This is a genomic window from Caulobacter sp. GW821-FHT05F04, assembly GCF_059419665.1.
In genome coordinates, this window is record NZ_JBWKSF010000001.1 from 728787 (window position 1) to 752523 (window position 23737).

At 65.8% G+C, this 23737-nt stretch carries 17 protein-coding genes, 2 tRNA genes and 1 pseudogene; 12 read left to right on the forward strand and 8 right to left on the reverse strand.

What is annotated here, in order from left to right; genetic code table 11:
* Positions 1 to 31 precede the first annotated feature (31 nt).
* The 4 genes from AC07R7_RS03405 to AC07R7_RS03420 all read left to right on the forward strand — a co-directional run bounded on the left by AC07R7_RS03405 (position 32) and on the right by AC07R7_RS03420 (position 3534).
* Complete coding sequence (locus tag AC07R7_RS03405) at positions 32 to 1048, forward strand: nucleotidyltransferase family protein (protein ID WP_494634147.1); 1017 nt, start codon at positions 32 to 34, stop codon at positions 1046 to 1048.
* 50 nt (positions 1049 to 1098) lie between these two features.
* On the forward strand, positions 1099 to 2430 hold the full coding sequence (locus AC07R7_RS03410; RefSeq protein WP_494634274.1) for an Nramp family divalent metal transporter: 1332 nt from the start codon (positions 1099 to 1101) through the stop codon (positions 2428 to 2430).
* Positions 2431 to 2545: 115 nt separating this feature from the next.
* Positions 2546 to 2995 (forward strand): MaoC family dehydratase, encoded by a 450-nt coding sequence (locus AC07R7_RS03415; protein WP_125156076.1) that lies wholly within the window; start codon positions 2546 to 2548, stop codon positions 2993 to 2995.
* Between the two features lie 62 nt (positions 2996 to 3057).
* Positions 3058 to 3534 (forward strand): OsmC family protein, encoded by a 477-nt coding sequence (locus tag AC07R7_RS03420; protein WP_494634148.1) that lies wholly within the window; start codon positions 3058 to 3060, stop codon positions 3532 to 3534.
* A 59-nt stretch (positions 3535 to 3593) separates the two neighbouring features.
* Here the strand turns inward: AC07R7_RS03420 and AC07R7_RS03425 are convergent.
* Positions 3594 to 3790 (reverse strand): annotated as a pseudogene (locus tag AC07R7_RS03425) (CsbD family protein).
* Positions 3791 to 3915: 125 nt separating this feature from the next.
* Positions 3916 to 4764, reverse strand: a complete 849-nt coding sequence (locus AC07R7_RS03430; RefSeq protein ID WP_494634149.1) for a trypsin-like serine peptidase — start codon at positions 4762 to 4764, stop codon at positions 3916 to 3918.
* 132 nt (positions 4765 to 4896) lie between these two features.
* Here AC07R7_RS03430 and AC07R7_RS03435 point away from each other — a divergent pair, with 132 nt between their 5' ends.
* The 3 genes from AC07R7_RS03435 (at position 4897) to AC07R7_RS03445 (ending at position 9508) form a co-directional block, all read left to right on the forward strand.
* A complete protein-coding gene (locus AC07R7_RS03435) occupies positions 4897 to 7083 on the forward strand; it encodes a S9 family peptidase (protein ID WP_494634150.1) in 2187 nt (728 codons plus the stop codon).
* Positions 7080 to 7634, forward strand: a complete 555-nt coding sequence (locus tag AC07R7_RS03440; RefSeq protein ID WP_494634151.1) for a GNAT family N-acetyltransferase — start codon at positions 7080 to 7082, stop codon at positions 7632 to 7634. The genes AC07R7_RS03435 and AC07R7_RS03440 overlap by 4 nt, the downstream gene beginning before the upstream one ends.
* An 86-nt stretch (positions 7635 to 7720) precedes the next feature.
* Complete coding sequence (locus tag AC07R7_RS03445; protein ID WP_494634152.1) at positions 7721 to 9508, forward strand: ATP-binding protein; 1788 nt, start codon at positions 7721 to 7723, stop codon at positions 9506 to 9508.
* A gap of 75 nt (positions 9509 to 9583) precedes the next feature.
* Here AC07R7_RS03445 and AC07R7_RS03450 read toward each other — a convergent pair whose 3' ends face one another.
* On the reverse strand, positions 9584 to 10012 hold the full coding sequence (locus AC07R7_RS03450) for a Ros/MucR family transcriptional regulator (RefSeq protein ID WP_125156069.1): 429 nt from the start codon (positions 10010 to 10012) through the stop codon (positions 9584 to 9586).
* 1988 nt (positions 10013 to 12000) lie between these two features.
* Between AC07R7_RS03450 and AC07R7_RS03455 the strand changes: the two genes are divergently transcribed.
* Complete coding sequence (locus AC07R7_RS03455; protein WP_494634284.1) at positions 12001 to 12318, forward strand: hypothetical protein; 318 nt, start codon at positions 12001 to 12003, stop codon at positions 12316 to 12318.
* Here AC07R7_RS03455 and AC07R7_RS03460 read toward each other — a convergent pair.
* Both AC07R7_RS03460 and AC07R7_RS03465 read right to left on the reverse strand, forming a co-directional pair.
* A complete protein-coding gene (locus AC07R7_RS03460) occupies positions 12216 to 12722 on the reverse strand; it encodes a DUF6538 domain-containing protein (protein WP_494634153.1) in 507 nt (168 codons plus the stop codon). The genes AC07R7_RS03455 and AC07R7_RS03460 overlap by 103 nt on opposite strands.
* Before the next feature lie 86 nt (positions 12723 to 12808).
* Positions 12809 to 12882: transfer RNA gene (locus AC07R7_RS03465), tRNA-Gln, on the reverse strand.
* A gap of 165 nt (positions 12883 to 13047) precedes the next feature.
* On the opposite strand from AC07R7_RS03465, the gene AC07R7_RS03470 reads away from it, so the two are divergent.
* A tRNA-Pro gene (locus AC07R7_RS03470) sits at positions 13048 to 13124 on the forward strand.
* A 174-nt stretch (positions 13125 to 13298) separates the two neighbouring features.
* Positions 13299 to 15083, forward strand: coding sequence for a signal peptide peptidase SppA (sppA, locus tag AC07R7_RS03475; protein ID WP_494634154.1), 1785 nt, complete (start codon positions 13299 to 13301; stop codon positions 15081 to 15083).
* 358 nt (positions 15084 to 15441) lie between these two features.
* Here sppA and AC07R7_RS03480 read toward each other — a convergent pair whose 3' ends face one another.
* A complete protein-coding gene (locus AC07R7_RS03480) occupies positions 15442 to 18423 on the reverse strand; it encodes an outer membrane beta-barrel protein (protein WP_494634155.1) in 2982 nt (993 codons plus the stop codon).
* Positions 18424 to 19074: 651 nt separating this feature from the next.
* Between AC07R7_RS03480 and AC07R7_RS03485 the strand changes: the two genes are divergently transcribed.
* Complete coding sequence (locus AC07R7_RS03485; RefSeq protein WP_494634275.1) at positions 19075 to 19482, forward strand: TIGR01244 family sulfur transferase; 408 nt, start codon at positions 19075 to 19077, stop codon at positions 19480 to 19482.
* Between the two features lie 6 nt (positions 19483 to 19488).
* Here the strand turns inward: AC07R7_RS03485 and AC07R7_RS03490 are convergent, their stop codons facing one another.
* Positions 19489 to 19635, reverse strand: a complete 147-nt coding sequence (locus tag AC07R7_RS03490) for a hypothetical protein (RefSeq protein ID WP_492835608.1) — start codon at positions 19633 to 19635, stop codon at positions 19489 to 19491.
* A gap of 74 nt (positions 19636 to 19709) precedes the next feature.
* Here AC07R7_RS03490 and AC07R7_RS03495 point away from each other — a divergent pair, with 74 nt between their 5' ends.
* A complete protein-coding gene (locus tag AC07R7_RS03495) occupies positions 19710 to 20603 on the forward strand; it encodes an MBL fold metallo-hydrolase (RefSeq protein WP_494634156.1) in 894 nt (297 codons plus the stop codon).
* Positions 20604 to 20614: 11 nt separating this feature from the next.
* On the opposite strand, the gene AC07R7_RS03500 is transcribed toward AC07R7_RS03495, so the two are convergent.
* Positions 20615 to 23587: a long-chain-fatty-acid--CoA ligase gene (locus AC07R7_RS03500; protein ID WP_494634157.1), complete on the reverse strand. Its 2973-nt coding sequence runs from the start codon at positions 23585 to 23587 to the stop codon at positions 20615 to 20617.
* Between the last annotated feature and the right edge of the window lie 150 nt (positions 23588 to 23737).

Sequence of the window (23737 nt, forward strand, 5' to 3'; positions counted from 1 at the left end):
CAGATTTCAGATTTGCGTATAACTTGCCTCCATGATCCAGCGCCTGCCGCTTTCGGCCAGCACCAGCTACGCGGAGTTGATGGAACGCCTGCGCCTCGCGCGCCTCGGCGAGTTTCCGGCTGGGTCGAGCTTCGTCTCCAAGACGGTGAAAGGCCGGATCTACTGGTACGTCCAGATGCCGACTGGCGGCGCGAGCAGCCGTAAGCAGGTCTATGTCGGCCCCGACAGCGAAGACCTGCGCGAGCGGATCGCCCGCCACGGTGAACATCGCGCCGACGTCGAGGATCGTCGCCGACTGGTGGCGGCCATCGTCGCCTCGGGCGCGCCCCGCCCCGATCGCACCAGCGGCGAGATCGCCGCCGCCCTGGCCGAGGCCGGCGCGTTCCGGCTGCGGGCCCTGGTCATCGGCACCACCGCCTATCAGACCTATGCGGCGCATCTGGCCGTCCGCCTGCCGGTCACCAGCCTGGCGACCCTGGACCTCGACATCGCCCAGGACTTCGGGATCGCCACGCATGTCGACGACAAGCTGGAGCGCCCCGTGCTCGATATTCTGCGCGGCCTGGATCCGCGCTTCCGCCCTGTCAGCTACGCCTTCGACGCCGCCCGCACGACAAGCTACGCCCTGGGCGAGCGCTACCGGGTCGACGTGCTGACCACCAATCGCGGCGCGCCGCGCGACAAGCCCTCTTTCCTGCCGACCTTGGGAAGCGACGCCGTGCCCCTCCCCTTCATGGACTATCTGCTGCGCGAGCCGGTCGAGACGGCGATGCTGCATGGCGCCGGCGTGCTGGTGAACGTCCCCGCCCCCGCTCGCTACGCCGTGCACAAGCTGATCGTCAGCCGTGATCGCAAGGTCAATCCGGAGAAGGGCCTCAAGGACCGGCTGCAGGCCGCGCAGCTGATCGAGATCCTGACGGAGGACGACCCCTTCGCCCTCCGTGACGCCTATGCCGAGGCCCGCGAGCGCGGCGAGACGTGGCGGACCCTGCTGGACCAGGCCGTCAGCCTGCTGCCCGAGGCCGCACGCGCGGCGTTGGAGCGCTAAGCCGCGCCTTTGGTTCTATACGTGCGGCGAATCCACGCTAACGCTTGGCCATGCTCGCCGCCCTGCTCGACCGCCTTCCCAAGACCGCCACCGCGCCATTCTGTCCGGCGGAGGTTCGGGGCGCGGTCGCCGTGCCCGATGGCCTGCCAGCCTGGAAGCGGATGCTGCGGGTCGCCGGCCCGGGCCTGCTGGTCAGCGTCGGCTACATGGACCCCGGCAACTGGGCGACCGACATCGAGGCCGGGTCGCGCTACGGAACGTCGCTGCTGTTCGTGGTGGTGCTGTCGAGCCTGGCGGCGATCGTGCTGCAGACCCTGTCGATGCGGCTGGGCCTGGTCACCGGCAAGGACCTGGCGCGGATGTCGCGCGAGCGGTTCGGGCCACGCACGGTCAAGGTCCAGTGGCTGCTGGCCGAACTGGCCATCATCGCCTGCGACATCGCCGAGGTGCTGGGTTCGGCCCTGGCCTTCAAGCTGCTGCTGGGCATACCGCTGTGGGGCGGGGTGCTGCTGACCGCCTTGGACACGGTCATCGTGCTGGGTCTCAAGGGCAAGGGTTTCCGGCAGCTGGAGGCGATCATCCTGGGCCTGATCTCGACGATCGGGATCTGCTTCGCCGTCCAGCTGATCCTGGCCCCGCCCAATGCCGGCGACGTGGCGCGCGGTCTCGTTCCCTCGCTGGACGCGCTGAAGCAGGGCAACGCCCTCTACCTGGCTATCGGCATCCTGGGCGCGACGATCATGCCGCATAACCTCTATCTGCATTCGGCGATCGTGCAGACGCGGGCAGCGCCGGCCGACGCGCCGGGCAAGCGCGCCGCCATCCGCCTGTCGACCATCGACACCGTGGTGTCGCTGTTGCTGGCCCTGTCCATCAACGCCGCCATCCTGATCCTGGCGGCCTCGGCCTTTCACGGCTCGGGCCTGACCGAAGTGGCCGGCATCGAGGAGGCGCATCAGCTGCTGGCCCCGGTCACCGGCGGCGCGCTGGCCGGCGTGCTGTTCGCCATCGCCCTGTTCGCCTCGGGCCAGAGTTCGACCTTCACCGGCACCATCGCCGGCCAGGTGATCCTGGAGGGGTTCCTGGACCTGAAGATCCCCTGCTGGCAGCGGCGGCTGATCACCCGGGGTCTGGCCATCGTCCCGGCCCTGATCGGCGTGCTGACCCTGGGCGAACACTCGGTCGGCAAGCTGCTGGTGCTGACCCAGGTGGTGCTGAGCGCCCAGCTGCCGTTCGCCATCTGGCCGCTGCTGCGCTTCACCGACGACAAGGCGCTGATGGGCGTTTTCGCCAATGGCTGGCTGACCAAGACGGTGGCGTGGTTCCTGTTCGTGGTGATCTCGGCGGCGAATGTCTGGCTGGTGGTTTCGACCTTCTCCTAAAATCACCGATTTCCCCGGCGAACGCCGGGGAGATCGGTTGGAATAACGGCTACCGCTTGCCCTTAATCACCACCCATGCGACCTATCCAAACAACTGTTCGAGGGAGAAAACACCATGAAGGAAGTCGCCTACGCCGACGTCGCCAGCCTGGTCGGCCAGGAGATCGGCGTGTCCGACTGGGTCGAGGTCACCCAGGAGCGCGTCAACCTGTTCGCCGAGGCCACGGGCGACCACCAGTGGATCCACGTCGATGTCGAGCGCGCCACCCGCGAGATCGGCGGCCCGATCGCCCACGGCTACCTGACCCTGTCGCTGATCCCGATGCTGGGCGCGGACATCCTGCGCGTCACCGGCGTCACCCGCGGCATCAACTATGGCTGCGACAAGGTCCGCTTCACCGGCATGGTCCGGGTCGGCAAGCGCGTGCGCATGCGCCAGAAGCTGCTGTCGGCCGAGCCCAAGTCGGGCGGCCTGCAGATGAAGAACGAATGCACCATCGAGATCGAGGGCGAGGAGCGCCCGGCCTGCGTGGCCGAGACGATCTCGGTGATCTACGGAGCGTAGGTCGCCCACGACCCTCGGACCGCCGGAATCGCGCTAGCGTCCAGCGGTCCGAGGAGCGTCTGATGGCCAAGCAACACGACTATACCAGCCTGATCGAATGGACCGGCGACCGGGGCCAGGGCACGCGCACCTATCGTGGCTACGATCGCACCTGGACCATCGCCACGCCCGGCAAGCCGCCGGTGCCCTGTTCCAACGACCCGCTGCTGGGCGGCGACCCGACACTGCACAATCCCGAAGACCTGCTGCTGTCCTCGCTGAGCGCCTGCCACATGCTGTGGTACCTGCACCTGGCCTCGGCGGCCGGGATCGTGGTGCGCGGCTACCGGGATCAGCCGATCGGCGTCGGCGAAAGCACGCCGGACGGCGCTGGCCGGTTCCTGAGCGCGACGCTGAAGCCCCATATCCGGGTCGAGCGCGGCGCGGATCTCGCCAAGGCCGACGCCATCCACCATGAGATTCACAAGGTCTGCTTCATCGCCAGGTCGGTGAACTTCCCGGTGGCCTATGCCGCGACCTACGAGGAAGCGGCCGCCTGACAGGGCTCGACCCAAACGCAAAGCGGCCGCCGGATCGCTCCGGCGGCCGCTTCGGTCAGTCATAGGCGGGTGGTCACTTCTTGATGGCGTCGCCGATCTTGTCCTGAACCTGGCCGACCTTGTTCTGCACGTCGCCCTTGGCCTTTTGGGCCATGCCTTCGGCTTCGAGGCGTTCGTTGCCGGTGGCCTTGCCAGCGGCTTCCTTGACGGCGCCCACGCCCTTGTCGATGGCGCCTTCGACACGATTGGTGCTCATGGCTTACTCCTGTGTGGTGTTGTACTCCCCACAAGAACGGGCCCCGCGCGCATCGCGTTCCGAAATAGTCGCTAGAGCGCGGCGGCGGAAAGTGTGAGCGGTTTCGGCGCCCGCCACGCTCAAGGCTAGTGTGAAGCCCCCATCGCATTGGCCGAGATCGCCACCGCCGCGACCGCGCCAAGGATGGCCGGCTCCGGCTTGGTCAGCCGCGCCTGGGTGACCGGCGAGCCGGGAACCTTGTCCAGCAGGGCCAGGGTCTCGCGGATGAACTTGGCGTGGGTGACGATGCCGATCTCCAGGCGCTCGCCCGAAAGCTCGACCTGCTGGGTCAGGAGGCCGGCCACGAACTGGACTTCCTGGCTTTCGCTGGCGCCCGGCCGACGGCGCGCGCCCTCGGCCATGAACACCGGTCCGCCCGAATTGCCGGGGAACACCGAGAAGTCCATCAGGAAGGTCGGGAAGTTGGCGGCCGGCGCCAGCGGGTACGACGCCACCCGGCCCGAACGCAGGATCGGGAAGCCGGCCGGATTGGCGGAGAGACCGCGCGGGAAGCCCAGCGCCATCATCTCGTCGCCGGGGCCGAGGTTGAACTTGTTGAAGGTGTCGTCCTGGGCCAGGTAGTTGATCGGGATGGCGGCCTTGACGAACTCGGGCGGCGCCTCGACCACCATGACCGCGATGTCGCGGGTCGGGTGTTTGACCCACAGCGGGTGGTCGCCGTCGCGGATCTTCAGGGTCTCGGGATCGAAGCGCCAGACGCCGTCGCCGCCTTCGATGCGGTAGCCGATCTTGGCCGAGACGGAAGGCATCTTGTCGAACACGTGGGCGGCGGTGACCAGGATGGTCCGCGGCTTGCCGTCCGGGGTCGGGTCGGAGATCAGAAAGCCGGTGCCGACCGTCCGCGTACCGTCACCCAGCGGCTGCTCAATCTGAACCGTCGCCTTGATCAGGTCGACGGAGAGATCCCAGGCCATATCGCCCCCTTGGTTACGCTTAACTCGACTACTCGCCCGACTACCGAGTGAGTTTGACCACAGGATTCTCGCGCCGCAAGTTGTCGTTCTGCCGCAGTCGCGCGTTAGAGCCTGTTGGGGAAAATTCTGGCCATGAACCGGCGACAGATGATGACGAGCGCGGCCGCGACGCTTACGTCATCCCCCACAGTCCTCCCTGGAATAGCTTTCGGATCCGCCATGTCCTCAGACGCAGTCCGCCCCGTTCCCCCGGTCGCGCGCAAGATCCCCAAGACGATCGAGCAGCTGGGGCGCACCCGCGTCGACGACTATGCCTGGATGAAGGACGACAACTGGCAGAAGGTTCTGCGCGACCCGGCCCTGATCAAGGCCGACGTCAAGGCGCACCTGACCGAGGAGAACGCCTACGCCAAGGCCATGCTCGCCTCGACCGAGGCGCTGCAGACGGCGATGTTCGAGGAGATGAAGGGCCGCATCAAGGAGGACGACGCCAGCGTTCCCGCCAAGGATGGCCCGTTCGAGTACTACACCCGCTTCGAGAAGGGCGCGCAGCACCCGATCCACGCTCGCAAGGCAGTTGGCGGCGGCGCCGAGGAGATCCTGCTCGACGAAGAGACCGAGTCGAAGGGCAAGGCCTTCTACCAGGTCGGCGCGGCCAGCCATTCGCCGGACCACAAGCTCTACGCCTTCGCCGTCGACGAGCAGGGTTCGGAGGTCTACCGCGTCCATGTGAAGGACCTGGCGACCGGCGAGGTCCTGGAAAGTCCCGTCGAGAGCACCACCGGCGACTTCTGTTTCTCGCCCGACAGCCAGTGGCTGTACTGGACGTTCCGGGACGACAACGGCCGGCCGGCCAAGATCTATCGTCGCCCGGCCAGGGGAACGGCCCAGGACGACGTGCTGATCTATGACGAGCCCGACGAAGGGTTCTTCATCGGCGTCGGCGTCACCAGCTCCGAGAAATATGTCGTCATCTCCTGCGGCAACCAGGAGACCAGCGAGAACCTGCTGATCCCCGCCGCGACGCCCACCGCGACGCCGGTCGTCTTCCACCCGCGCGAGGTCGGCGTCCGCTACGAGGTCGAGCACTGGAACGACCACTGGGTGATCCGCACCAACGCCGACGGCGCGGTCGACTGGAAGCTGGTCACCGCGCCGGAGAACGCCACCGGCAAGGCGAACTGGAAGGACTGGATCGCCCACCAGCCGGGCCGCCTGATCTCCGGGACCATGGCCTTCAAGGCCTGGTTCGTGCGGCTGGAGAAGGTCGACGCGCTGAACCAGGTCGTGGTCACCGCCGTGAACGGTGACGAGCACACCATCTGCTTCGACGAGGCGGCCTATGCGCTCAGCCTGGAAGGCGGCTACGAGTACGACACCGCGAGCCTGCGCTTCGTCTACAACTCGATGACCACGCCCCGGCAGTGGTTCGACTACGACATGGCCTCGCGCCAGCGCACCCTGCGCAAGACCCAGGAAATCCCCTCCGGCCACGACCCGGCCCAGTACGAGACCCGCCGCCTGAACGCCAAGGCCAGCGACGGGACCGACGTGCCGGTGTTCATCCTGATGAAGAAGGGAACCCCGCTGGACGGCTCGGCCCCGCTGCTGCTCTACGGCTATGGCAGCTACGGCATCGCGATGGAGCCCAGCTTCTCGATCCGGAACCTCAGCCTGGTCGACCGCGGCTGGATCTGGGCCACGGCCTGCCCGCGCGGCGGCTCGGAAAAGGGCTGGGGCTGGTTCCTGGACGGCAAGAAGTTCAAGAAGAAGAACACCTTCACCGACTTCATCGCCTGCGCCGAGCACCTGCACGCGGCCGGTTACGGCGCGCCTTCGAACACGGTCGCCTATGGCGGCTCGGCCGGCGGCCTGCTGATGGGCGCCATCACCAACATGCGCCCGGACCTGTTCGCCGGGATCATCGCCGCCGTGCCGTTCGTCGACGTGGTCAATACCATGAGCGACACGTCCCTGCCCCTGACCCCGCCGGAATGGCCCGAGTGGGGCAATCCGCTGGAGGACAAGGAGGCCTACGACTACATCGCCAGCTACTCGCCGTACGACAACGTCTCGGCCAAGCCCTATCCGGCCGTCCTGGCCACCGGCGGCCTCTCCGACCCGCGCGTCACCTACTGGGAGCCCGAGAAGTGGGTCGCCAAGCTCCGCGACTTCACGACCAGCAGCAATCCCGTTCTGCTGAAGATCAATATGGACGCCGGCCACGGCGGGGCCTCGGGACGCTTCGATTTCCTCAAGGAGATCGCGCTCGACTACGCGTTCGCCGTCTGGGCGGTGGAAAAGGGCTGGTCGAAATGAGTTCCGTCGTTATCCGCCCTTCCGTCGACGCAGACCTGCCCGCCATCACCGAGATCTACGCCTGGAACGTCCTGAACGGGCTAGGCACGTTCGAAGAGGTTCCGCCGGACCAGGCCGAGATGACCCGCCGCCGCGCGAACTTCCTCGATCGCGGCCTGCCCTATCTCGTCGCCGAGCTGGACGGCGAGGTTGTCGGCTACTGCTACGCCGGCCCGTTCCGCCTGCGCGCGGCCTATCGCTACACGGTCGAGGACAGCGTCTATGTCTCGCCCAAGGCGGTCGGCAAGGGCGTTGGTCGGGCGCTGCTGGAGGCGTTGATCCTCCGTTGCGAAGCCTTGGGTCTGCGGCAAATGTGCGCGGTGATCGGCGACAGCGGCAACACGGCCTCGATCGGCCTGCATGCGGCGCTTGGCTTTGAAAAGAAGGGCGTTTTCCCGGACATGGGCCACAAGTTCGGCCGCTGGGTCGACCTGGTGTGGATGCAGCGCCCGCTCAACGGCGGCGGCGAGACTCCGCCGGACGCGCCCGGCATGGCCCTCAGCGGCGTGTAATTGTAAAATATTGTTACGCCAGAACGAAGTTTAACCAGTCCCCCCCATAGCTTTCCCGCCTGGGAAGGTTCGGGAGAACTTCTGAGATGGACGAAAAGCGGCGGACGACGACCGCGCTGATGCGGGCTTACGTGCCAATCGTACGCGGCTACCTGATCGCGGCGGCCGTTTACTATGCTTTGATCAGCCTATCCCACCCCTTCTACGAGAAGGGCGGCGAGCTTCTGGTGCTGGAAGGCCTGGCCGTAAGCTCCGCGCTCTATGCCTTGTGGAGTTGGGTCGCCCTTAGCCGCGGCAGGATCATGGGCCTGTCGCTGGAAGCCGTCAGCTTGGGCATGAACGCCCTGTTCCTGGCCAACACCCTGGCCTACCAGACCCTGCATTTCGAAGCCCAGAAGCTGGTCTATTTCGTGCTGATGGCCCTGGTTTTCGCCACCTCGGCCCCCAGCCGCCGCGTGGCGCTGATCAGCGTGGCCGCCGCCATCGCCAGCCTGACCTGGATGATCCGCCACGCCTCGAAGGAGATGATCGACCAATTCATCTTCGTCGGCCTGGCCGGCGCCTTCTCGGCGGTCGGCATGTCGACCCTGATGCGTGGCGTCGTCCGCCGTGAAGTACGAGCGCGTCTGGCCAGCGAGACTCTGAACGCCGAGCTGCAGCGCGAGCTGATCGAGAACCGCCGCCTGAAGACCGAGGCCCAGGCGCTGGCCTTGGCCGCCGAGACCGCCAACCGCGCCAAGACCGAATTCCTGGCCACCATGAGCCACGAGATCCGCACCCCGTTGAACGGCGTGCTGGGCATGGCCCAGATCATGGGGACCGGCGACCTCTCGCCCGACCAGCGTCAGCGCCTGGAAACCATCGCCGCCTCGGGCCAGTCGCTGCTGGGCGTGATCAACGCCATTCTCGACATCTCCAAGATCGAGGCCGGCAAGATGGAGATCCGGCCCGCCCCGTTCGACCTCTGCGCCCAACTCAATACGCTGCGCCAGCTCTATGGCGGCCTGGCGCGCGACAAGGACCTGGCGTTCAGCCTGGAGGTCGCGCCCGACGCTGGCGGCTGGCGCCTGGGCGACGCCGAGCGCCTGCGCCAGGTGCTGTCGAACCTGATCTCCAACGCCGTGAAGTTCACCGAGGCCGGCGCGGTGCGGGTGATCGTCGAGGGCGACGCCACGACGCTGACCGCGCGCGTCATCGACACCGGTGTCGGCATCCCCGAGGACCAGCGCGAACGGCTGTTCACCAAGTTCGCCCAGCTGGACAGCTCCAGCACCCGCCAGGCCGGCGGCTCAGGCCTGGGCCTGGCGATCTGCAAGACCCTGATCGAGCTGATGGGCGGCGCGATCACCTTCTCGGCCCCGGCCGAGGGCGGCGCCTGCTTCACTGTTGTCCTGCCGATGGCCAAGACCGCGCCCGCTCCGGCCCTGAACATCGCCGCGCCCGAGCTCGAGGACAAGGCCAGCGCGCCGCGGATCCTGGTCGTCGATGACAACCAGACCAATCGCGCCGTGCTGCTGACCCTGCTGAGTCATCTGGGCGTCGACGGCCACTTCGCCGTTGACGGCCGCGACGCGGTGGCGATGTGGGAGAGGGACCGCTGGGACGCGATCCTGATGGACGTGCACATGCCGGTCATGGATGGGGTAGAGGCTAGCAGGGCCATCCGTGAGGGCGAGCGCCGGACAGGCCGGCCTCGCACCCCGATCATCGCCGTGACCGCCAGCGTGCTGACCCATGAGCGGACGCTCTATGCCGACGCCGGCATGGACGCCATGGTGCCTAAACCCGTCGAGGTTCCGCGCCTGGTCGAGGCCCTGGCCCAGGCGCTGGCGATCACGGAGGTCGATGAGACCGAGGGACGCGGCGCCGCCTGAGCCCGCCAAAGGGCGGATACGAAAAAGGGGACGCTCGCCGGCGTCCCCTTCGTCGTTCTAAAGGCTGATGAGCGATCAGCCCTTGCGCGAGCGCGTAGCCTTGCCCTTGCGGCCGCCCTGGCCCAGGCCAAGGGCCTTGGCCATCGCCGAACGGGCTTCGCTATAGGCGGGCGCCGTGGTCGGATAGTCGTTCGGCAGACCCCACTTGGCCTTGTACTCGGCCACGGTCATACCGTGGGTCGTGAGGTGGCGCTTCAGAGTCTTGTAGGGCTTGCCGTCTTCGAAGCTGATCAGAGCTTCCGGCGTAATGCTCTTACGGATCTGAGCCGGAGTCGCCTTGGTCACGGCCTCGACCGTGGGCGCCGGCGGCGCGCCAATACCGGCCAGAGCGTCGTGCGTAGCGCGGATCAACGCAGGAAGTTCCGAAACCGGCGTAACGTTATTGGCCACATAGTTGGCCACGATCTCGGCGGTGAGCTCGATTAAGGTCGCTTTATCTTCCACGATCACAACTCCATTCCCCTTTGATCCGCAATTACACGGTCGCCTGAGAAAGACAAGTAGTTTACCCACGATTTGTCAGCCAATTCGTGAAGTACCGTAACAATTGACTGTCGTTGAGCGCGCTCAGCAGCGCTAATTTTCGCCAACTATAACGATGACAACGCTGTTATCAGGCATCGATTCGGTAGCTAAACCCCAACGTGAGTCCCTCTATCTCGCAACTGCGAACTCGACTTGGATGAGTTCTGACACCCCAGGGGCCAATACCGCGACATGCGCCCGCTCAACGCTCGCAGCGGCGCCGATTGCCCCTCGTCGCCCAGGAATAGGCTTTCGCCGACAAGATCATTGCGCGGCTGGACTTGCCAATCGATTGTATCCTCGCCGCGCTTGACCTTTTGGGACCTCGGCGACGAGACTGCGGTATCGCGAACTTCGGAGATCCGCCACGCGGGCGCGGAAACGACCGCCGCGCTGATCAAGAGCGGAACGCGCCCAAGGGCTGAAGATCAGCCTGACATTGATGGAAGGAAGTGGCTGGGGAACTAGGATTTATCGCCCACCCGCATAAAGTTAGACAATTAAACCAATAAAAACAACAATCTATACGACGCGCGCCTCATCAGCCAAAGGCAGCCATCCGTAGCAGATAGTCGTTGCTGATTCGCACGGCCAGTCTCAGGCTTCACAGCGGATAAGCCGCCGCCTTACCGCCGCCTGTCACTTGCCGTACCGGCAGCGGCCTCCTGAGTCGACGCCACCCGTTTTGAATTCCCCTCGGCTGCAGTAGCCTGGCGTTCACATTCCGCAGCCTTATCGAATCGTCCAGCGCGGCTCCAAATCCTCGCCTCAGCCTTTAAATCAATCGACAACGCGATCCATTGCTGAGGCGTCCAATCTGCGCGCGCCTGCTTTGGAACCGGCCCGAAGTCCGAGCGATCCATGTGCAGGTCATTCAGACACCGAGCTATCAAGGCTTCTTTCGCTGCGCTCGGGCCCATACGCCTTATCTGCCTCGCGATTTCCCGCTTTTCGCGCTCCAGCTCGTCGCTAGCACGACGGATTTCTTCCAACTGTCGGTTAAAGCTTTTCACCCCGGCGTCGCCCCCAATCGCGAGTGTGGGCTCGCACCTAGTCATGGAAAGATGCACCAGGGAAGCAGATCTCGACGCCCCATCATGCTGGGACGAATGCAGCCTCGTCGTTGCTGATGCGCTGCACCGATCTCGGCCTCACAGCGGGTAAAATAGCTCATCAAGGCGACACGCCGCACGTCGCACGTGACTTAGCCCGGACGCTGTGGGCGTGGCCTCCACCAGCGCGAGGCAGCGCGTGAGGAGGCTGAGAAGCTGTTCGGCCACAAGCCCGTGACCATCCCTCAAGCCGCAAACGGCCATGGCGGCGTTGATTGCTCCCTTTGCATCTGTCGGCGTCACGTCATCGCCTGCCATAAGCTTCTTGAGGATCGTGGCGGGCGTAAGCGCTTATGGCGGCGGTTTTCGCGGCCGGTGGCTGTCCGCAGGACGGAGCCGAAGGCGACCGAGTGGAGCGACAGCGACGGCCGAAGGCATCCAACGAGTAGAGGCGAAAGCCGTTGACCAAGTGGATTGCCGAGCGAGCGCGTGAAACGCGCGGAGCGAAGGCGTAATCCACGCCGGTCTGGCTTTCTTGTGTGGAGTTCGTGGTGGTGAGGGAGTGTCTGAAGGCATCATCTATCTTCGATAGATGGTCTTAAGTTACTGCTTCGCCGTCAGGAAGTCCGCACAGGATTTCCACTTATTATGATGGTCTTAAGTTACTGGTCGGCGGAAATTCCGCTCAAGCGGTCCCCGAAAAATGTCAGGTCATAAATATAGGCGAAGCAGCAGGGGCGAAGTCTGCCGCTTCGGCAGAAAGTTCCTGATCGCTTTCCTTCAAGAAGAAATGCCAGGCCTTGCTGCGCGTCGCCCCCGCGTGGTGGGGCCTTTCTTCTTAGGAGTATCAACGTGATGACATACGATGAATATCTCGTGGTCTGGTATGACCGCAGCCGCCGCTATCAGCTGGGGTGCGGGCGAACCTTCAACCTGAATTTCGACGAGTTCTGTGGCCTGGTTTCGAATTATCAGCGGGACATGATTACCAGGCGTCTCGAGCAAATGGAGGGCACCGCAGCTACCCCACAGCGCGTCGGCTACGTGCTTGGCTGGGCGTCGCCGGAAGCTCACGCTAGCGATGCCGCGCGCGCCCAGAGCTTCAACCAAGCGCTGATCAAATTCTTCAATTTCGGACCATTTGCGCTGTTGAAGGCGATAGAGGCGTTCTGAATGCGCCATGTCCTCCAGGCCGAAATCCTCGAAGGTGTGGCAACGCCGTTGAAGAAGGCGTTCTGCGCCCCATCGATCGTCGCGTTTCGCCATGCCTCGATGGCATCAAGCAATTGCTCACGCCGCACAGCAGGCCTAGCCGGCGACATGTTGGGGACCTTCGGCACTTCCACGCCGGACGACGGCGAAACCGCAACCGGAGCCCGCGCTGCGGCGATCCGTGCGTCAAGTTCGGCCAAGATGGCGGCCGCTTTGGGGAGAGCTTCGGCTTTACTAGCGGTGCCAAGCGATCGCCAGACCTGCGCCTTCCCGCCAAACGCCTGGCGAACGTCGGAAGGGATGTCCTTCTTGACGTAGAATGTGCGGCCCTTACCGCGCGTGCAGACGTTCTGCATGAACCGCATTCCGTAGCAGGCGTCCGTAGCAGATACAGCTCCGGAAACCCTTATGCTGTAAGGGTTTCAACGCCTACAACAGGTTAAGGGGGAGATGGCTGGGGAACTAGGACTCGAACCTAGAATGACGGTACCAAAAACCGCAGTGTTACCATTACACCATTCCCCAGCAGGAACGGCGAACCCCCTCAGGGCTCGGCGAGGCGGTGGAAATAGCTCACGACTCGGATGGATGCAACATCCCATTTCAGAACTTTTTTCGGGCCGTCACACGAACCTCGAAAAAGGCGCTTGCGCCCTCCGAAACCGCCCCCTATAAGGCCGGCCTCCAAGTCGGAGTGTGGCTCAGTCTGGTAGAGCACTGCGTTCGGGACGCAGGGGTCGCAGGTTCAAATCCTGCCACTCCGACCATTTCCTCCCCGCCAACCAGAGGCGGGAAAACAGCCCAAAATTCATAAGTTTAGGCGTCGCGAAAGCGACGCCTGACTTGCGACTCGCCGGAACTTGGGCGCGTTGCGCGCTGTTCATTTGGTCGCAACCCGAACAGCGGTTAGCTTGTCGCCGGTTTCGCTCACAGGACCTCCGATGAAGCAGTTCTTCCTGACCGTCGCCGGCGTCTTCGTCGGTCTTCTGCTGTTCGTGGTCGGCGTACCCTTTCTGCTCATCGTGATGGCCGCCGGCGCGGCGCGGCCCGCGCCCGTTCCCACCCACACCGTGCTGCAGCTGGACCTGCGGGGCGGCCTGTCGGACCAGGCGCCCCAGAACCCCTTCGCCGCGTTCGGCGGCGGCGGGAGTTCGGTGATGTCGATCATCGAGACGCTGCGGCGCGCCGAGAAGGACGACAAGGTCCAGGCCGTTCTGGTGCGCCTGCCCGAGGGCGGCATGGCCCCGGCCGCGGCCGACGAGTTGCGCCTAGCGTTCAAGCACTTCCGCGAGACCGGCAAGAAGCCGATCTACGCCCACAGCCAGGGGCTCTATCCGTCCGGCATGGTCACCTCGACCTACATGCTGGGCGCGGCCTCCAGCGAGCTCTGGATGCAGCCCGACTCGAGCTTCCAGGCGGTCGGCGTTTCGTCGGAGGCGATGTTCTTCAAGCGCTTCTTCGACAAGTACGGCGTCAAGGCCGAGTATGAGCAGCGCTACGAGTACAAGAACGCGGTCAATCCCTACCTCTACAGCGACTACACGCCGGCCCACCGGGAATCGACGCTGTCGTGGATGGGCTCGGTCTATCGCACGGCCCTGACCAGCGCGGCGATCGACCGCAAGCGCGATCCGGTCGCCCTGACCAGGACCCTCGAGGCGGGCCCGTACAGCGCCCAGGAAGCGCAAGGCAAGGGCCTGATCGACAAGGTCGGCCAGGTCAGCGACATCCAGGCCTTCGCCCTCGACAAGGCCGGCAAGGGGGCCAAGCTGGTCGACTTCGACGACTACGCCGCCCGTTCCAAGCCGCCGACCGTCAAGACGGGCCCGGCTATCGCCGTGATCGGGGCCGAGGGCGCGATCGTCACGGGCTCCGACGGCGGCGGCTCGCCGTTCAGCGGCGACGGCAACGTCTATTCCGACAACGTGGCCCAGGCCTTCAAGACGGCGATCGATGACAAGGACGTCAAGGCGATCGTGTTCCGCGTTTCCTCGCCAGGGGGTTCGGACACCGCCTCGGAGCAGATCCTGGCCTCCGTGAGGGCCGCCAAGGCGGCCGGCAAGCCGGTGGTGATCAGCATGGGGACCTATGCGGCCTCGGGCGGCTACTGGATCTCCAGCCAGGCCAATTCGATCGTCGCCCAGCCCTCGACCCTGACCGGCTCGATCGGCGTCTACGGCGGCAAGTTCGCCGTGGGCGACGCCCTGGCCCGCTTCGGCGTCGACACCAAGCCCCTGCATGTCGGCGGCGACTATTCGCAGGCCTTCGGCGCGGGCGAGGGCTTCACGCCCGAACAGCGCGCCAAGTTCTCCGGCTGGATGGACCGCATCTATGCCGGCTTCGTCGCCCGCGTGGCCGAGGGCCGTCACCTGCCGCCCGAGCGCGTGCGCGAGATCGCCAAGGGCCGCGTCTGGACCGGCGAGCAGGCCAAGCAACTGGGCCTGGTCGACGAGCTGGGCGGCTTCTACGACGCGGTCGACAAGGCCAAGGCCCTGGCCAAGCTGAAGGACGATGTGCGCCTCAAGCGCATGGATGGCGGCAAGTCGCCGTTCGAGGCCTTCGAGCGCTTCCTGGGCGTCAGCGAGACCTCGGCCAAGACCCTGGCGGCCGCCGCCTGGGTGCTGGGCGATCCGCGCTCCCAGACGATCCTGGACGAAATGGCCAAGGCGCGCCTGCGGGCCGCGCCGGGCGGCGCCTCGGTGCTGGCGGACACGCCAATCCGGTAAGGCGACCGTCGCATCCGTCAGAGACGACGAGAGCCCCGACGCCGCCAGCGTCGGGGCTTTCTGTTTGTGCGCCGTCCCTAGCGCCGTCAGTCCCGCACAGCCCCCCTGGTTCAACCGGCATGAGGCCGTGGATAGGCGGGCCTGGCCGGCCACAGCCCTACCCTTGCGGCAGACATGGGCTTCCCACCACAGGGGCGGGCATGGCGTGAGATCTGAGCGCGGAGCCACGATAGCCCCCGCCTCCCCCAGACACAGCAAAGCCGCTGACCTTGCAGTCAGCGGCTTGCAGCAAGGCCCAAAAGAAAGACGCCGGTGCTTGCGCACCGGCGTCCAACTTTAGAGCGGACTACTGGTTCGATTAGAACGAGTAGCGGGCGCCGAGGTAGAAGCGGCGGGGTTCAACCCAGCCGTTGGCGACCTTGAAGTTGTACACGCCGTCGCCGTTGATCAGCTTTTGCACGCTGTTGGCCGACTGCTTGTTCAGGATGTTGAAGGCGTCGAGGAAGAACTCGACCTTGCCGCCCAGACCCGGAACTTCATGCTCGTACTTAAAGCGCATGTCGAAGGTATAGTACGACGGGTTCTTCTCGCTGCCGACCTTGCCCGCTTGCGGGTAAGCCGCCAGGACGCCGCCGTAGTAGTACGCCGGATCGGTCGGGGCGAAGTAACGGCCCGAGATCGGAGCGGCCGGCGTGAAGAGCGCACCGCTGTTCCAGTTGAACACGCCCGAGACCTGCAGGCCGAACGGTAGGTCGTAAGCGCCATAAGCCTTGAACTGGTGCTTGATGTTACCCGCTTGCGGGCCCCACATGTTCGGCGCGCGCGGATCCACGGCGATCACGTCGCCTTGGAAGTCGGCGTTGCCGTCCGAGTTGGTGTTACCCTTCGACCAGTTGCGGGTGTAGGACATCTGACCAAACCAGTTGGTGGTCTTGAACTTCGTGACCGTCAGTTCGAAGCCCGTGTACTCACGCTTGCCGCCGGCCAGGGTGCCGAGGACGTAGTTGGCGTTCGGCTTCGACGAGAAGCCGAAGTACGAGTACGGCAGGTAGAACGGGGTGCCCGGCGAAGCCGCGCCATCCGGACCGCAGACCGCGACCGTACAGGTCGGATCCGAGTACACGGCCAGATCGTAGTCTTCGAAGATGTCCTTGGTGACGCGGCGCGTCAGCGAGGTCGAAACGTTGATCGAGGAACCAATCGTCGTCGAGCCACCGATCATGTACTCATCGGTGAACGGCGTCTTGGTGTTCGGACCGAACACCGAGTCCGGCGTCACGGCGCCGCCGCGGGTGCGGAAGGTCAGCCATTGGTTGCCGAGGTAGATCTGCTCTTCGGTGACCGGGCCGCTCAGGTTGCCGGCGAAGTTGGCCATGTCCGAACGGATCGGGTCGTAGTACCGGCCGTAGTACGCGTAGACCTTGCTGCGGCCGTTTCCGGTCACGTCGTAGACGACGTTGATGCGCGGAGCCAGCTTCCAGTCGAACGTGAACAGCTTGTCGCCGCCCGAGCTGAAGTGGCTCCACTTTTCGGCGCGCACACCAGCGGCGACCGTCAGTTGGTTCCAGGTCCAGGTGTCCTGCAGATAGGCCGTCTCGCCTTCGCTCTTGATCGTGTAAGGCGCGTCGGTCGTGCGCAGGGCGCGGTAGGCGTTCACGTTGCCGTAGGGGTTACCCGCCGTCGACCCGAAGGTGTAGGCGTTCACTTCCGTGGTCGAGATCGTACCGTCGCTATTGGAGTCCAGCAGGCCACGGAAATACGCGGCGTTCGCGCTGGCGTTGGCCGCCGAGATGATCCGCACGCGGTCATCGGCCGAGAACGGACGCGCCGTCCACTGCGAGTTGGTCGAGTAGTCGGCGAAGGTGGCGCCGCTGTTGGCCAGAGCGATCGATTGATATTGGGCGTTGCCCGGGATCGTGTTGTTGTTCTTGTAGATGTGCTTCGACGTCGTGTAGCCGCTCTTGAAGGTGTGACTGCCGAAGTCGGTGTCGAGGTAGTACTCGAGCTTCACGCCGTACTCTTCGGCGTTGCGGTGCGTTTCCGAGTTCGTACCGGCGCCGCCCAGCTGGCGTTGTTCGATGGTCGAGCCCGGACCGCGGAACGTCACGTTGTCACGGACGGTCTGATCGGCCGCCTGTGAGGTCAGCTCAGCCTTGTGGTTGTAGTAGTAGGCGTTGATCGACAGGTTGTTCCACGTGTGGGTGTAGTCGATCTTGTAGTTGTCACCGCCCTGCTTTTGGGCGGTGTCGCGGTTGTTCAGGACCGTCGCAACGCGCGAACCGCTGATATCGGTCGGGTCGTTGAAGAACGTGCCGACCAGGCGGTCGTTGTCGGTGATCTGCCAGGTAGCCTTGAAGAAGGCGTACTTTTCGTCTCTGGTGACCGAACGACGAACGGTGCCCGTGGTCGGGTTCAGCACTTCGTCCGAACGGTGCTTCTTCTGGTACGAACCGAAGACCCACAGCTTGTCCTTGACGATCGGACCGCCGAGGGTGAAGGCCGTGTCATAGGTCTTGAAGCCGCCCGAGGTCGAGTGCTTGTCCTTGGCGACCAGGCTGTCGTTCTGCAGGTAGTAGTTGACCGAGCCGTGCCACTCGTTCGAGCCCGACTTGGTGACGACGCGCGAGATCAGGCCCGAACCGCCTTCGTATTCAGCCGGCACGCCGCCGACGATGACCTGCTGTTCCTGGATGATTTCCGAGTTGAAGTTCGAACCGAACGTACCCGTCAGCGGGTCGGTCACGTTCACGCCGTCGATGTAGTAGACGTTGTCGCTTGAGGAGCCGATGGCGCCGCCGACGTCCGAATAGTTGACGCCCGAACGCGACGACGGGTTGCCGCCCGACGAGGGCTTCACGCCCGGAACCAACTGCAGGTAGCTCTGATAGTTACGGCCGGTGGGGAGCGATTCCACCGTCTGCAGGTTCAGGGTGGTGCTGACGGTGGCCGAGGTCACGTCGACCGCGGCCAGCGAACGGCCGGTGATGACGACTTCTTCGATCGTGTTGCCTTGAGCCGCCAGCGCATAGCCGACCGAACGGTCCTGACCCGACACGACGGCGACGTTGCCGGTGCTGAACTCGTTGTAGCCCGCCGAGGTCACCGTGACGGTGTAGTTGGTCGAGGGGTCGAGACCGCTGACGCGAACCTTACCTTCGGCGTCGGTCACGCCCGTGCGCGGCTGGATGCTGTCCGGCGACTTCACCAGGACCGTGGCGCCCGCGAGGGGCTGGCCGTTCGGACCGGTCACCGTGACGCGCAGGGCGCCCGACGACGCTTGCGCCAGGGCGACCCCGGCGACGCAAACGCTCAACGCAATGCCGAGCGCGGCGCGGCTCACGCCCTTCGCGAGGCGCGCGCGTGCGCTACCTTTGTTGAATTCCATGCTTTTCAAATCCCCTCTGAGCGTGGCGCGGGCGGCAAGTCGGACAGAACCCCTCGAGAAACTTTGTCCGACCTGGAGCGGAAAAACCGCCAAACGGCGCCACGAGATCACTGGTGTCCCGGAAAACATTTCTCCGGTTGTACGGACGTTAGGGGGGCGCGCCGCTGAGGGTCAATTGTCATTGCAAAATTGTAATTCACATCACGCCTCTCTGTCGCAAAATCGCCACAGGGTCGCCGCTTTTCCGGAGACCATTGCTCGTCCGGGATACCGAAGGCTCGGAAGACCGCGCAAAATCTTCGTCAGGCTTTTGTTTTATCGAGGTTATTCTGACCTCGAGGAACGCCGTTCAAGCCGTTGTCGTTTCGAAGAAAATCCGGCGAGAAAATTACCGGCCATAATTGACAGACAGAAAATCATGCCCGGAACAACGCGGTTCGGCACAAATCTCTTTTGAGAGCGAGGCAAAGGGCGACATATTCTCTTCACAAATGCCACCCCGGCGCGCACCTTGACCGGCAGCGCTGACCATTGCCTAGGCGCCCGTCGCCCATGAAGATGCCGACGCGGCGGAGCACGCCGCGCGACATGAGCCCCAAAGAACCGATGAGTGAATTTCGACGCGTCACCGACTCCCTTTCGGTCAGCCCGCAGGTGACCGAGGCCGACATGGCCCGCGCCGCGGCCCAGGGATTCGTCCTGGTGATCAACAACCGCCCCGACGGCGAGGACCCCAGCCAGCCGTCGAGCGCGACGATCGAGGCGGCGGCGCGGGCGGCGGGGATGAACTATCTGCACGTGCCGGTGCGGGGCGGCCCGACCCAGGAACAGGTGGACGCCGTTCGCGCGGCCGTGGAAGGCGCCGGCGGACCGGTGCTGGCCTTCTGCCGCTCCGGCACGCGCTCGATCGTCACCTGGTCGATCGGCCGGGCGCTGGCGGGCGAGGACCGCGAGACCCTGGTCAACCAGGGCCGTGAAGCGGGCTATGACCTGTCGGGCGTGTTGCCCGCTTAAGCCTGACTAGAAAGCGGCCGACTCGCGGGCCGCCATCGGCGTCGGTTCGGGGTGGCAGCTGGCCAGAACGAACTGCGCCATGATGATACACAGGATGGCGAAGGCCACGCGCTGGAGCCGTTTTGAGACAAAAATCGCCGCGTCCGCCGTCATGGCCGATCCCTCCAGGGTTACTGGAAGCTTAAAGCGCAAGACCGGCGCCGCCGCCGTGTCCCAGGAGCGAACCGATGATCCCCTTCGTCCGCGAGCTGGAATTCGAATACGGCCGCTGCGACCCGGTCTCGCCGCTGATCCGGCGGGTGATCGCCCGCAATCCCGGGCCGTTCACCTATACCGGCACCGGCGTCTACATCGTCGGACGGGGCGAGGTGGCGGTGATCGACCCCGGCCCAGACCTGGCAGAGCACTTCGACGCCCTCAAGGCCGCTCTGGCGGGCGAGCGGGTGACCCACGTGCTGGTCACCCATCACCACCTGGACCACTCTCCCCTCGCCCATCCTCTGGCCCGGGCGTTCGGCGCGAAGGTCTACGGCCTGCCCGCCCCCGCCGACCACGGCGAGGCGGCGTCCCCGGGACTCGAGGAAGGCGCCGACGGCCGGTTCAGGCCCGACGTCGCCCTGGCCGACGGCGACCTGCTTTCGGGCCCTGGCTGGACGCTGGAGGCCATCATGACGCCGGGCCACACGTCCAACCACGTCTGCTTCGCCCTGAAGGAAGAGAACGCCCTGTTCAGCGGCGATCACATCATGGGCTGGTCGACCACGGTGATCACCCCGCCCGACGGCGACATGGGCGACTACTTCGCCAGCCTGGAAAAGGTGAGATCGCGCGGATTCGAGATCCTGTGGCCCACCCACGGCGCGCCGGTTCGCGCGGTCGGACCGTTCATCGACGCCTATGTTGCCCACCGCCGCGCCCGCGAGGCGCAGATCCTCGAGGCCCTAGGCACGGGCTTCACGACCATCAAGGCGATGGTGCCCAGCCTCTACGCGACCGTGGACCCCAGGCTGCACCCGGCGGCGGCCCACTCGGTTTTCGCGCACATGATCCAGCTGGTCCGCGAGGGGCGGGTGACAACGCCGGGCGAGCCAGGGTTGGATTCGGAATATCGGCTCGCCTGAGACGGACTGGCCTACTCCCCACGCACCGCGCTCATCAGCGCGCCGATCCGGGCGCAGTTGCGGCCTTGGTCCGGCCCCGCGTCACGGCCGATCGAGCGCATGTCGAGGCGCGAGCCCCTGGCGTCCGGACGCACCCGCACCACCAGGTCGTCGGTCAGGCCGTACCAGAAGCTGCTGCCCGTGGCCTCCAGGCGGCCATCCATCGGATCGTCGGTGACCAGGGTCATGCCGGAGGCCAGGACGGCGGCCTTGACCGACTCGTAGACGTCGCCCGGCGCCCGCTCGCTGACCAGCGGTCGGGCCGCCGGGCAGGTCTCGGCGTTGATCTCGGCCAGGCGGCGACCGGCATAGGCGGCCGAACCCACCGGCAGGCTGGGATCATCGACGACGATCTCCGCCGAGCCGCCGCGGGCGGCCATCGCCGCGTCGGAGAAGCCCAGCGGCGTCTTCCAGTCGGTGGCCACGTCATGGATCGGCGGCGACTGGCCGCCCAGCGCCTTGGCCGCGAACATCGCCCCGAAGGTGGCCGCCGTGATCACCAGGGCCAGCACCGCGCCCTTCCACAGGCGCGCGAAGCCGGCGCTCAGCGCGATGACCAGGCCGATCAGACCGGTGGCGACGCTGATGAAGGCCATGCGCGGCGCCCAGTCCAGGGTCATGGACGTATAGCCCAGCGGCAGGGGGATCATGCCCAGCTTGACGCCCAGGGCGCCGCCGGCGGCCAGGATGGCGGGGGCCAGGGCGATCAGCAGGGCCAGGTCCAGATACAGCGACGCCCAGCGGGGCGACTTGCCTGAGACCTTGTCCGTGGTCACGACCTTGTCGGTCTTCTTCTTGCCCTTGCCGCGCTTGCCCGGCGTGATCGGCATGGCGAACGGCAGGGCTTCGCCGGCGTCGGCGAGGACGGGCTTGGGCGCCTCCGCCTGATCCGGATCCCGCAGGCGCAGAGGCGGTTCCGGCGCGATCCCGACCCCGCCCGGCTCGGGCTCCCGCGTCACGATGTCGGCGACGGCCGTGGGCGCCGGCTCGGCGGGCTTTTCGACCGGGGCGGCGGCGGCGATGGCGGCGGCCTCGGCGATGATCGCGTCAGTCGCCGAGACCGGCTGGACTTCCGGCTCCGGCGTCGGGTCGACGACGACCTCCGGCTCCGGCTCGGGCTCGGGCTCGGGCTCGGGCGCGCGCAGCGCCGCTTCGGCCTCGACCTCCTCCACGGGCTCGGGCGCATAGATCACCGCCGCGTGGCCGCCATCGGCGGCGGCCAGGGTCGGGGCCAGCGCGGGCTCCGGTTCAGGCGGCGGCGGAGACGGCGCGGGCGACGGCTGCACCGGGGTCTCCGGCAGCGTGTAGCCCTCGTCCTGCAGGCGCTTGCGGATCACCTTCTTGTCGATCTTGCCGGTCGCGCCGAGCGGGATGTCGTCGACGAACAGCACGTCGTCCGGCATCCACCACTTGGCGATCTTGCCCTGGAGGTAGTCGATGAACTCCGCCTTGGTCGCCGTCTCGCCCGGCTTCAGCTTGACCAGCAGCACCGGCCGCTCGTCCCACTTGGAATGCGGCATGCCGACCACCGCGGCCAGGGCGGCCTTGGGGTGGCCCACGGCGATGTTCTCGATCTCGATCGTGCTGATCCACTCGCCGCCGGACTTGACGACGTCCTTGGCGCGATCGGTGATCTGCATGAAGCCGTGCTCGTCGATCGTGGCGATGTCGCCGGTGTCGAAGAAGCCGTCCTCGTCCAGGATCTTGCCGCCGGCGCCCCGGAAGTACTCCGCGGCGATGATCGGGCCGCGGATCTTCAGGTGGCCGAAGGCCTTGCCGTCGTGCGGCAGGATCTTGCCGTCGTCGTCGGTCAGGCACAACTCCACGCCCAGCGGCGGCCGGCCCTGCTTCAGGCGGTAGGGCATCTGCTGGTCGTAGGGCAGCTTTTCCAGTTCGTCGGTCATCACCGACAGGGTCCCGACCGGCGAGGTCTCGGTCATGCCCCAGGCGTGGACGACCTCGACGTCGTAAGTCTCCTGGAAGGCGCGGATGATGGTCTCTGGGCAGGCCGCCCCGCCGATCACCACCTTCTTCAGCACCGGCAGCTTGGCGCCGGTGGCCTCCAGGTGCTGCAGCAGCATCTGCCAGACCGTCGGCACGGCGGCCGAGAAGGTCACGCCCTCGGTGTCCAGGAGCTCGAAGATCGAGGCGCCGTCCATCTTGGCGCCCGGCATCACGATCTTGGCCCCGGCGCCGGGACCCGAGAACGCCACGCCCCAGGCGTTGGCGTGGAACATCGGCACCACCGGCAGGATCACGTCGCGCTGCGACACACCCATCACGTCAGGCTGCATGGTGATGAAGGTGTGCAGGAAGTTCGAACGGTGAGAGTACATCACCCCCTTGGGGTCGCCCGTCGTGCCCGAGGTGTAGCAGAGACCGGCCGCCGTACCCTCGTCGAAGCCGCCCCAGGCGCATTCGGCGCCGTGCTGCTCCATCAGGTCTTCGTAGGCGATCAGGCCCTTGAAATGCGGCGCCTCGCCGGCCAGCGGGAAGTCGGCCGGCATGTGGCCGCGATCGGTGAACACCACCACGTGCTCGACATGCGGCAGCCGCGGCAGGATCGCGGCGATGATCGGCAGGAAGGTCAGGTCGGTGAAGATCAGCCGGTCGCCGGCGTGATCGGCGATCCAGGCGATCTGCTCGGGGAACAGGCGCGGGTTCAGGGTGTGGCAGACCGCCCCGATGCCCATGATGCCATACCAGGCTTCCATGTGGCGGCCGGTGTTCCAGGCCAGGGTGCCAACGCGGTCGCCGGGCTTGATCCCCAGGGCCAGCAGCGCGTTCGACACCCGCTTGGCGCGGTCGCGAATCTCGCGATAGGTCGTGCGCACGATCGGCCCCTCGACCGAACGGCTGACCACTTCACGCCCGCCGTGCCACTTGGCGGCGTGATCGATAATCTTGTCCAGGGTCAGGGCCCCGTGCTGCATCAATCCCTGCATCTGAACGCTACGCTCCCGGCCGCTTATCATTGTTCACGCAAGGCTATCGTTGTGCGGCGCAACACGCAACGCGCCGCGCCCTTCGGGAGAAAAGACAACGCTCGCGCGCCGCGCCAATCGGCCGCAGGGCGCGTTTAAAGACTCTTCGTT

Coding starts and splice junctions, on each gene's coding strand:
- AC07R7_RS03405 (WP_494634147.1), top strand. CDS start 32: ATGATCCAGCGCCTGCCGCTTTCGGCCAGCACCAGCTACGCGGAGTTG.
- AC07R7_RS03410 (WP_494634274.1), top strand. CDS start 1,099: ATGCTCGCCGCCCTGCTCGACCGCCTTCCCAAGACCGCCACCGCGCCA.
- AC07R7_RS03415 (WP_125156076.1), top strand. CDS start 2,546: ATGAAGGAAGTCGCCTACGCCGACGTCGCCAGCCTGGTCGGCCAGGAG.
- AC07R7_RS03420 (WP_494634148.1), top strand. CDS start 3,058: ATGGCCAAGCAACACGACTATACCAGCCTGATCGAATGGACCGGCGAC.
- AC07R7_RS03430 (WP_494634149.1), bottom strand. CDS start 4,764: ATGGCCTGGGATCTCTCCGTCGACCTGATCAAGGCGACGGTTCAGATT.
- AC07R7_RS03435 (WP_494634150.1), top strand. CDS start 4,897: ATGAACCGGCGACAGATGATGACGAGCGCGGCCGCGACGCTTACGTCA.
- AC07R7_RS03440 (WP_494634151.1), top strand. CDS start 7,080: ATGAGTTCCGTCGTTATCCGCCCTTCCGTCGACGCAGACCTGCCCGCC.
- AC07R7_RS03445 (WP_494634152.1), top strand. CDS start 7,721: ATGGACGAAAAGCGGCGGACGACGACCGCGCTGATGCGGGCTTACGTG.
- AC07R7_RS03455 (WP_494634284.1), top strand. CDS start 12,001: ATGACATACGATGAATATCTCGTGGTCTGGTATGACCGCAGCCGCCGC.
- AC07R7_RS03460 (WP_494634153.1), bottom strand. CDS start 12,722: ATGCGGTTCATGCAGAACGTCTGCACGCGCGGTAAGGGCCGCACATTC.
- sppA (WP_494634154.1), top strand. CDS start 13,299: ATGAAGCAGTTCTTCCTGACCGTCGCCGGCGTCTTCGTCGGTCTTCTG.
- AC07R7_RS03485 (WP_494634275.1), top strand. CDS start 19,075: ATGAGTGAATTTCGACGCGTCACCGACTCCCTTTCGGTCAGCCCGCAG.
- AC07R7_RS03490 (WP_492835608.1), bottom strand. CDS start 19,635: ATGACGGCGGACGCGGCGATTTTTGTCTCAAAACGGCTCCAGCGCGTG.
- AC07R7_RS03495 (WP_494634156.1), top strand. CDS start 19,710: ATGATCCCCTTCGTCCGCGAGCTGGAATTCGAATACGGCCGCTGCGAC.
- AC07R7_RS03500 (WP_494634157.1), bottom strand. CDS start 23,587: ATGCAGGGATTGATGCAGCACGGGGCCCTGACCCTGGACAAGATTATC.